This window comes from Frateuria sp., assembly GCF_013362045.1.
GTDB lineage: Bacteria > Pseudomonadota > Gammaproteobacteria > Xanthomonadales > Rhodanobacteraceae > Frateuria_A.
On record NZ_JABFWW010000035.1, the window covers coordinates 1 to 9,390 of the forward strand.

General features: G+C 68.4%; 8 protein-coding genes and 1 pseudogene. 6 read left to right on the forward strand and 3 right to left on the reverse strand.

Annotation, left to right across the window (positions count from 1 at the left end):
- Positions 1-127 precede the first annotated feature (127 nt).
- Positions 128-910: an enoyl-ACP reductase gene (locus HOQ08_RS01780; protein WP_291190686.1), complete on the reverse strand. Its 783-nt coding sequence runs from the start codon at positions 908-910 to the stop codon at positions 128-130.
- Positions 911-1,252: 342 nt separating this feature from the next.
- On the opposite strand from HOQ08_RS01780, the gene HOQ08_RS01785 reads away from it, so the two are divergent.
- The 3 genes from HOQ08_RS01785 to HOQ08_RS01795 all read left to right on the forward strand — a co-directional run bounded on the left by HOQ08_RS01785 (position 1,253) and on the right by HOQ08_RS01795 (position 3,425).
- On the forward strand, positions 1,253-1,603 hold the full coding sequence (locus HOQ08_RS01785; RefSeq protein WP_291190688.1) for a carboxymuconolactone decarboxylase family protein: 351 nt from the start codon (positions 1,253-1,255) through the stop codon (positions 1,601-1,603).
- A 229-nt stretch (positions 1,604-1,832) separates the two neighbouring features.
- Entirely contained in the window at positions 1,833-2,537 is a 705-nt protein-coding gene (locus HOQ08_RS01790; RefSeq protein ID WP_291190691.1) for a glutathione S-transferase N-terminal domain-containing protein, read from the forward strand.
- Positions 2,538-2,585: 48 nt separating this feature from the next.
- Positions 2,586-3,425 (forward strand): hypothetical protein, encoded by an 840-nt coding sequence (locus HOQ08_RS01795; protein ID WP_291190694.1) that lies wholly within the window; start codon positions 2,586-2,588, stop codon positions 3,423-3,425.
- Here the strand turns inward: HOQ08_RS01795 and HOQ08_RS01800 are convergent.
- Positions 3,337-4,026, reverse strand: a pseudogene (locus tag HOQ08_RS01800) (DsbA family oxidoreductase). The gene HOQ08_RS01795 and the pseudogene HOQ08_RS01800 sit on opposite strands and share 89 nt — an antisense overlap.
- Positions 4,027-4,124: 98 nt before the next feature.
- Between HOQ08_RS01800 and HOQ08_RS01805 the strand changes: the two are divergent.
- Complete coding sequence (locus HOQ08_RS01805) at positions 4,125-5,618, forward strand: amidohydrolase family protein (RefSeq protein ID WP_291190698.1); 1,494 nt, start codon at positions 4,125-4,127, stop codon at positions 5,616-5,618.
- A 47-nt stretch (positions 5,619-5,665) separates the two neighbouring features.
- On the opposite strand, the gene HOQ08_RS01810 is transcribed toward HOQ08_RS01805, so the two are convergent.
- A complete protein-coding gene (locus tag HOQ08_RS01810; RefSeq protein WP_291190701.1) occupies positions 5,666-7,888 on the reverse strand; it encodes a penicillin acylase family protein in 2,223 nt (740 codons plus the stop codon).
- 206 nt (positions 7,889-8,094) lie between these two features.
- On the opposite strand from HOQ08_RS01810, the gene HOQ08_RS01815 reads away from it, so the two are divergent.
- Both HOQ08_RS01815 and HOQ08_RS01820 read left to right on the forward strand, forming a co-directional pair.
- Entirely contained in the window at positions 8,095-8,901 is an 807-nt protein-coding gene (locus tag HOQ08_RS01815; RefSeq protein ID WP_291190703.1) for an N-acetylmuramoyl-L-alanine amidase, read from the forward strand.
- A gap of 73 nt (positions 8,902-8,974) precedes the next feature.
- Positions 8,975-9,390 (forward strand): VOC family protein (locus HOQ08_RS01820; RefSeq protein ID WP_291190706.1); only part of this gene is annotated, 416 nt, incomplete at its 3' end.

Consider the following 9,390-nt stretch of genomic DNA (forward strand, 5'->3'; position numbering starts at 1 on the left):
GCTAGGGAACGGATGTAACGCGCCGCAAGGGCGGGAGGCAGCCCGGGCTGGCCTTGCCGTCAGATTCTGCGGCAACAAAAAAAAAGGCGGCCATGCGGCCGCCTTTCTTTATCCGTGTCGAGCAGGCTCAGATGCCGGTCATGCCCAGGATGTTGTAGCCGGCATCCACGTAGGTGATCTCGCCGGTGACGCCCGAGGCCAGGTCCGAGCACAGGAAGGCACCCACGTTGCCGACCTCGTCGATGGTGACGCTGCGGCGCAGCGGCGCGTTCTCGTCCACGTGGTCGAGCATCTTGCGGAAATTCGCGATGCCGGCGGCAGCCAGGGTCTTGATAGGGCCGGCCGAAATCGCGTTCACGCGAGTGCCTTCCGGGCCGAGGTTGAAGGCCAGGTAACGCACGTTCGCTTCCAGGCTGGCCTTGGCCAGGCCCATCACGTTGTAGTTGTTGAGCGCGCGCTCGGCGCCCAGGTAGGTGAGCGTGAGGATGGCGCCGCCGCGGCCGGCCATCATCGGCCGCGCCGCCTTGGCCAGCGCGGCCAGGCTGTAGCTGGAGATGTCGTGCGCGATGGTGAAGTTCTCGCGGGTGAGGTTATCCAGGTACTGCCCCTGCAGTGCCTCGCGCGGGGCAAAACCCACCGAATGCACCAGGATGTCGAAACCGTCCCAATGCTGGCCCAGTGCGCCGAACATCTGCTCGATCTGCCCGTCCTCGGCGACGTCGCAGGGCAGGACGATGTTGGAGCCGAATGCATTGGCCGCCTCGTCGACGCGGTCCTTCAGCCGCTCGTTCTGATAGGTGAAGGCCAGTTGTGCGCCCTCACGATGCATCGCGTTGGCGATGCCCCAGGCGATCGAGCGTTGGCTGGCGATGCCGACGATCAGGGCACGCTTGCCGTGCAGGAATCCCATGCGTCCTCCAAAAGGTTGATGGCGCGCCTGACGGCGCAGCCGGGTGATTTTAGCAGGCGCGCCGCCCTTGGCCCCAAGCCGGCTTGCGAGGGGGGCGGACGCCGCCGTGGATCCGTCAGTTTCGTGTCGGATGCGCCGCGCGGCGCCGCGGAACCCGTGCCTGATCTGCATCAACGTCCGGTCGCACGGCTTGGAGCGGGATCGCATCGTTGCGGGCCGTTCCACCGCGCGCCGGATCGACAACGAGCTGGCACAAAGCTCCCTGCGGGCGACCCGCCGAACTGGACGAGGAACGCCGGTGGCCGGACGATGAGGCATTCGTTGCATCCACCAGGAGGAGCCATGAGCCAGCCGATGTATCCCCAATCCACCGCCGAGCTCGCACGCAAGCGCCGCGAGCTGGCGCCGGAGCCGTTGCAGGCCTTCAAGGCCTTCAGTGCCGCGGTGTTCGCCGATGGCGCGTTGCCGGCGCAGACCAAGCAGCTGATCGCGGTGGCGGTAGCGCACGTCACCCAATGCCCATACTGCATCAAGGGCCACACTGCCGAGGCGCTCAGGCAAGGCGCCAGCGAACGGCAGATCATGGAAGCGATCTGGGTGGCCGCCGAAATGCGTGCCGGCGGTGCCTATGCCCACTCGGCGCTCGCGCTGGACGTCATGCAGCAGCACGCCCACACGGGCGAGGGCAGTTGAGCGAGCCACGACCACGCGCTGCCAGGCACCTGCGGCAAGGTTCTCGATGCGGTGGCGACACGTCGCCGATCGATCGAGGCAGCTAGGCCAAATTCAAGTTGTCCAACCCGTCGTGTTCGATCAAGGCGCGTGTCCGGACAGCGCGCGCGAGCCTGGTGCAACCGCCGCTGGTTGCGATGGCGCGAGGCAGCCCCCATGTCGCTCTGGATGCCCGTCCAAGGAGTCCGTCGTGCCTGATCTGTCCGCCTTCCCGATCACCGCGCGCTGGCCGGCGCGGCATCCCGAGCGCATCCAGCTCTATTCGCTCAACACGCCAAATGGGGTGAAGGTGTCGATCATGCTGGAAGAGACCGGGCTGGCGTACGAGCCGCACCTGGTCGACATCATGTGCGACGAGAACAAGACGCCGGAATTCCTTTCGCTCAACCCCAACGGCAAGGTCCCGGCGATCATCGACCCGGATGGGCCCGGCGGAGAGCCGATCGGCCTGTTCGAGTCGGGCGCGATCCTGCTTTACCTCGCCGACAAGACGGGCCTGTTCCTCTCGCCCGATCCGGCACTGCGGTGGGAGACCATCCAGTGGGTGTTCTTCCAGATGGCGGCGATCGGGCCCATGTTCGGGCAGGTGGGCTTTTTCCATAAATTCGCCGGCCGGGAGTACGAGGACAAGCGGCCGCTCAAGCGCTACGTCGATGAATCGCGCCGCCTGCTCGGCATGCTGGAAGCGCGCCTGGACGGGCGCCCCTGGCTGATGGGCGAGGACTACAGCATCGCCGACATCACCACGCTCGGCTGGGTGCGCAACCTGGTTGGCTTCTACGAGGCGCGCGACCTGGTGCATTTCGACACGCTGACCAACGTGCCGGCGTGGCTGGAGCGCGGACTGGCGCGACCGGCGGTGGAGCGCGGCCTCAAGATCCCCAGCCGCGGGTAGTTCACTCGCGGCCGGGCGGAGCCTGGTGCTCGGTTTGCCGCGCCCCGCATGTTCCAGCAGCGTGCTTGCCGCCGGCATCCACAGCGTCCAGTTGTGACGGCCTGGCAGCTTGAACACGTGGTCGGGGGGCAACTGCGCCGCCAGCAGGCCGATGCGCTCGCGGAAGCGCTCCCGGTCCCCGTAGGCAAGCCACACCGAACGCGTACGGCCGGGATGGCCGGACCAGCGCTGGATGGAGCGCCACAGCTCGCGCTGGAACGCATCCTGGCCGTGCCGTCCGCTCCCCGCCTGCCAGCGGGCCAGGCCGCCTGCGGCCTGGATCTCGCGATAGAGCGTCCGGTCGCCCAGGTAGGGCGATATCAGCAGCAGGCCATCGACCTCGTCCGGATACGCGTCATCGTACAGGAGCGCGCCCATCCCGCCCAGCGAAATGCCGGCCAGCCAGACCTGGTCGTAGCGCCGCTTGCGGGACGGCGCCAGGACTTCCTCGTGCAGGCGTTGGACTGCGCGGCCCTGCCGGTAGAACGGCAGGGTGAGGCCGGTGAGGATGACGTCCGCATCCGGCCATTGCCGGTGAATCCGTTGCGCGATGCCACGGTGCACAAGCGAATCGAGGTCGTCGCCACGCCCCGGCAGCATCACCACCAGGCGGTGCGCCGGTTGCGCGGCGGGCACGAACAGGGTCGGGATCGGCCGGGTGACGTCGCCGCCCGCGCTGCACGCGGCCAGCAGCAGTACCACGAACGGGCGGAACAGGGCGGATGGATGCAGGTGCATGAATGGCCGTCCATCCGTCCATTCACACCGTGGCCGCCGCGGCGATCTCGCGCAGAGCGCGCTCGAACACTTCCGGCGGCTGCCCGCCGGGGATCAGATGCGTACCGTTGACGATGGTCGCCGGCACCGAATGGATGCCGCGCTGCTGGAAGAAGCGCTCCTGCGTGCGTACCTCGGCAGCGTAGGCCCCACCCTCCAGGACCTGGCGCGCTTCGTCGCGGCCGAGCCCTGCCTCGCCGGCCAGGCGTACCAGCACATCGTGCGAGGCGACGTCCTCGCCGTCGCTGAAATAGGCGCGCAGCAGTGCTTTCTTCAGTGCCAGGTGGCGCCCCTGCAGTTCCGCTCAGTGCAGCAGGCGGTGCGCGTCGAAGGTGTTGTATACGCGGCTGCCCCGGCGCATGTTGAAGGCAAACCCCAATGCCGCGGCGCGTTCGCGGATGACCGCGCGGTTGGCATCCACCTGTGCCTCGTCGATGCCGTACTTGCGCATCAGATGTTCGGTGGCGTCCTCGCCCTCGGCGGACATCTGCGGGTTGAGTTCGAACGGCTGCAGGTGGATCTGCGGCTGCACGATGCCGTCGAGCCGCTCGAGCGCCTGTTCGAGCGCGGCCAGGCCGATCGCGCACCAGGGACAGGAAACGTCCGAGACGAAATCGATACGCAGCGGGGTAGGAGCAGGCATGGGAATTCCGGAGCGGGTACCAGGATCCATCACATGGAGGCGTTGGCCGGCATGTCAATCGTGCGCGCCGCGCTGTGGCACAGTGCGGCGCGAGGCAGCGCCTGCTGCGCCATGTCGAGGATAGCCCCATGCACGTTCCAGCCCACCGCCGCCTGTCCCGTGCCCCAGTGCGCTTCGCACGCCGCTCCGTCGTGCCCGTCGCCGCGCTCGCCGCGTGCCTGGCTGCCCCGGCGCAGGCGCAGGTGCCGCAGCTCTCGGCGAACACGCAGGCCTACGTGAAGTATGGACAGCCGCTGCTGGCGATCACCCACGTGCGCGTGATCGACGGCAACGGCACCGCTGTCCGCGAAGACCAGACGGTGGTGCTGCGCGACGGCAGGATCGCCGCGGTCGGCGCGCATGCCGCCGTGCCGGCCGGCGCCACGATCATCGACGGCAGCGGGCGCACGCTCATCCCCGGCCTGGTGGGCATGCACGACCACATGTTCTACCCGGCGCCGCGGGTGAACCCTGCGGCGAAGGATGCGCTGTATCCCGAGCAGGTGTCGAGCTTCCCCAAGCTTTACCTCGCCGGCGGCGTCACCACCATCCGCACCACCGGCAGCATCGAGCCTTACACCGACCTTGCGCTCAAGAAGGCGATCGATGCCGGCGCGATTCCCGGCCCGAAGATGCATACCACCGGCCCCTATCTCGAAGGCGCCGGCAGCTTCACGCCGGACATGCACGAACTGGCCGGTGTCGACGACGCCCGCGACACGGTGAACTACTGGATCGGCGAGGGTGCCACCTCGTTCAAGGCGTACATGCACATCACCCGCGCCGAGCTGAAGGCTGCCATCGACGCTGCGCACGCCAGGGGCATCAAGGTCACCGGCCACCTTTGCTCGATCGGTTTCCGCGAAGCGGCCGACCTGGGGATCGACGACCTGGAACACGGCCTGCTGGTCGACACGGAATTCGTTCCGGGCAAGCAGGCCGACGTCTGCCCCGAGGGCAAGCCGGCGCTCGATCAGCTGGCCAAGATGAGCATTTCCGATCCCCGGCTTCAACAGCTGATCCGCTACCTGGTGGCCAGGCACGTCGCGGTCACCTCGACCTTGCCCGTATTCGAAACCTCGGTGCCCGGCCGCGCCCCGACGGATGCGCGCGTGCTCGACGCGATGCTGCCGGAGGCGCGCGCGGAATACCTCAAGACCCGCGAGCGCATCGCCGCGCGGACCGGCTCGCCCTGGCCGAGGCTGTTCAAGCTGGAGGAGGACTTCGAGCACGCCTTCGCGGAACAGGGCGGCACGCTGCTGGCGGGCCTCGACCCGACCGGCTACGGCGGCGTGATCGCAGGCTATGGCGACCAGCGCGAGGTCGAATTGCTGGTGGAGTCCGGATTCAGCCCGGTGCAGGCGATCCGGGTCGCCACCATGAACGGTGCGCGCTTCCTGGGCGAGGAGAAGTCCATCGGCTCCGTCGAGGCGGGCAAGGCAGCGGACCTGGTGCTGGTGAGGGGCGACCCGGCCGAGCACATCCGGGACATCGAGAACGTCGAGGTCGTGTTCAAGGATGGCGTCGGCTACGACCCGGCCAAGCTCGTCAAGGCCGCAGAAGGCACGGTCGGCCTGCGCTAGGCGAGCCTCGTCCGCAGGAGCGTGACGCTCCTGCGGACCGGTGGCGATCACTGGCCGGGGTGGTAGACCTTCTCGGTGTGGCCCTTCAGCTGCTCGGGCCAGAAGTACACCTCGCGCAGGTTGCCGGTGGTGTAGCGCTCGGCTTCGTCGTTGAAGTGCGGTGAGTCCGGATGGCCGCTCTCGCCGCCGGCGGTGATCGCGCGCGCGCTCACTTTGGGGCCGTAGTCCACCACCGCCACGAAGCTGTTGCCGCTGGTGCCGTAGTAGCGCTTGGTACCCGGCCAGCGGTGCGCGCCGAAGGACGCCAGCGAGCCCCAGCGCGAGGAGGTGAACGGCACCGGGATGCTCGGCTTGCTGTCGTCGAAGGGCTGCACGAGGTCCCCGTTGATGCGCTGGAAGCGGTTGATCTCGCCCCACGGCACGCCCCAGTGGCCGAAGTCGGCCTGGAGCCGGTCGACCGCTTCGGCCAGCGCGTGCAGGCGCATTTTCGGTCCTGCCTTCTGGGCCATCGCGTCGTAGATCGACAGGCCCTCGGCGGTGTCCGCCTTGCTTACTTCGTCCCAAAGCGTGTCGCCCCAGAACACCGCCAGCGAGGTGGGCATGGAGGCGATGCCCCAGCGGTAGTCCCAGTGGCGCAGCATGGCGATGGGGCCGGCGAGCTTCTGCTTGAGCGGATCGCTTGCGGGCAGCGCGTCGTAGTCGGCCAGCAGGATCGGGATCTGCCGAGCGAACGCCGGCAGGTAGGAATCGAAGGCGGCATCGAGCAGCGAGGCGCGGGTGAAGTCCTTTTTTCCGGTGAGCACGCGGATGGCGTGCAGGCCGCGCGGGTTCTCGCCGAAGCTGTCCATGTAGCGCGGGTAGTCGGCTTTCTTCGGGCTGTCCTTGCCGGCGGCGGAGTAGGGCCAGTTGTTGGTGTTGTAGACCCAGCCGTTGGCCGGATCTAGCACGTGCGGCGCCTGGTCCAGCGGCGTGAGGCCCTGCCAGTCGGTGGCGGGGTCGGCGCCGTCGACGGGCTTGGTGTAGTCGAAGCGGTCGTCGCGCTTGGGGATGAACTGCGGGTGCAGGTAGGCGATCTCGCCCTTGTCGTCGGCGAACAGCGTGTTGTTGGAGGAATTGGCCTTGAGCTCGGCGACCTTCATGTAGCTGGCGTAGTCGTGCGCCTTGGTGCGCAGCCAGCTCTGTTCCAGCGCGGGGATCGGCCGGTTCATCAGTGCCTCGGCGATCCACTTGCCGTCCGCCTCGCGCACGATCGGGCCGTGGTGGGTGAAGTAGGCGGTGAAGCTGCGTTTGGCCATCGAGCCGTCCTTCGCGCGGTAGTCGATGGTGATCTGCCGCTCGGCGACCGGCCGCAGCTCCTTGCCGTAGCGGTAGTAGAGCTTGCCGTCCTTGTGCACGATGGTCTCGGCGAACTCGTCCACCACGTCGGCGCCGGTGGAGGTGTGCATCCAGCCGATGTGGTGGTTGAAGCCCTGGTAGACGAAGAACTGGCCCCAGGTCACCGCGCCGTAGGCGTCCAGCCCCGCGTCCGAGGTCATCTGCAGTTCGGAGCGGAAGAAGAACGAGGTGTGCGGGTTGATCAGCAGCAGCGCATGGCCGTCGGCGGTGAGCTTCGGCGCGATGGCGATGCCGTTGGAGCCGGTCGGTTCCACCCAGCTCGGATGCGCCTGGGCCATCGCCATCGGCACGGGCGCGTCCTGCGGCTTGCCGTAGAACGCCTGCAGCTGCTTCAGCGACACCCGCTCGATGTCGCCTCCTATGCTGCCCTCGGTGAAGCTCAGCGCCATCCACGGCTCGTAATGCGTGATCGCGCGAGGGTGCACGTCCGGGTGCGTGGAGAGGTAGTAGTTGAGGCCGTCGGCCCAGGCGTCCATCAGCGATTTCAGCCAGGCCGGGCTCTGCGCGTAGAGCTTCTTCAGTTCCACCGGATCGATGAAGAGCTGCTGGCGCAGGTCCGACCAGATCGCCGATTCGCCCTCGGCCTCGGCCAGCCGGCCCAGCGAGTTGAGATAGTTGGTCTCCACCCGGTTGTAGTCGTCCTCGGCCTGTGCGTAGACCATGCCGAACACCGCGTCGGCGTCGGTCTTGCCGTGCACGTGGGCTATACCGAAGTCGTCGCGGGTGATCGTGACGGCCTGCGCCTCCTGCTTCCAGCGCGCCTGCTCGGGCGTGGCCGCGCGGGCCGCGCCGATCAGGCCGAACGCGAGCAGGGCGACTGCCGGCAGCGCGCGCAACGCATGGCGGGACGGGTTCGCTGAGGTGTTTGCGGGCATCGTCTGGGTTCCCCTTGGGTGTGGTGCAGGCACGCGGCCGCCACCGGCAACCATAACAGGCGCGGCCGGGCTGTCGAACGGGGTCGTGCCGGCTCGGGCGTGGTTCGCCTGGGCGCTGTGCGGTGGCCGGAGCACCCAACCATCCGCCCTTGACGCACCCGTTCGGCTGCGGCAGGTTCGGCGCTTTCCGCTGCAAGGCGATCGCCGTGTCCCTTTTCCGCTCCGGGTACGCGTTCCGGTACCACGCAAGCCGTTGCCTGCTGCTGGCGCTGCTCGCCGGCCTGGCAGCGTGCGGGCCCGTGCGCAATCCCATGGCGCGCTGGGTGCCGTCGCCCAACTACGACCAGCGCCGGCCGGTGGCGATCGTCATCCACTTCACCGACCAGGCGTCCGTGCAGGAAAGCCTGCACACCTTGCGCACCGCCAACAGCGGCGGGCCGGTGAGCGCGCACTACCTGGTCGGCAGCGACGGCGCGATCTACCAGCTGGTGGCCGACAGCGAGCGCGCCTGGCAGGCCGGGCCAGGGCGTTGGGGCACCATTACCGACCTCAATTCCGCCTCGATCGGGATCGAGCTGGACAACAACGGCCATTCGCCCTTCGCCGACGCGCAGATCGCCAGTCTGCTGCGCCTGCTCGCCGACCTCACTACGCGCCTGCACATCCCGCCCACGCAGATCCTCGGCCACGAGGACCTGGCGCCCGGCCGCAAGGACGACCCCGGCCCGCTGTTCCCCTGGCAACGCCTGGCCGAGGCCGGCTACGGCCTGTGGCCGCGCGGGCCGCTGCTGGACCCGCCGCCCGGCTTCGATCCGTGGATGGCGCTGGCGCTGGTGGGTTATCCGCTGGACGACCGCACCGCCGCGGTGCGCTCCTTCCACCACCACTTCCGCGGCATGGAAGGCGACGCGCTGGATGCGCAGGACCTGCGCGTGCTGTATGCGCTGGCCCGCCAGCTGACCGGCACGCCGGCGCCAGCGGTAGCGCCGGCCGTGGTCCCTGCCGGCGGCTGAGCGGCGGAGCAGGCGGTCCTTCCTCGCGGATGCCTGGAGCCGACGGTGGCCTCGACTGCCGGCCAGGTGGCGTATGCGTGAGAAGCTGCTCCCGGCATCGGCCCTGTCGATTCGGCGGCGCCCCGTTCGTCATGGTGATGGAAGCCCCCGCGAGGCTCCGTACTCTTCCATCCACGACGAGGACATCCCCATGCAGGTCCAGCCCTATCTGTTCTTCGACGGCCGCTGCGAGGAAGCGGTGGCGTTCTACCGCCAGGCGCTCGGCGCGCAGGTGGTCATGTTGATGCACTACAGCGATGCGCCTGCGGCCGGGGCCGGTTGCCCGGGCGGCACGCCGGCGGCGGACAAGGTCATGCACGCCTGCCTGCAGATCGGCCAGTCGCAGGTGATGGCTTCGGACGGCTATGCCGCTGGACATCCGGAGTTCAAGGGCGTGTCGCTTTCCATCGCCGCCGATGACGATGCCCAGGCGCGACGGTTCTTCGACGC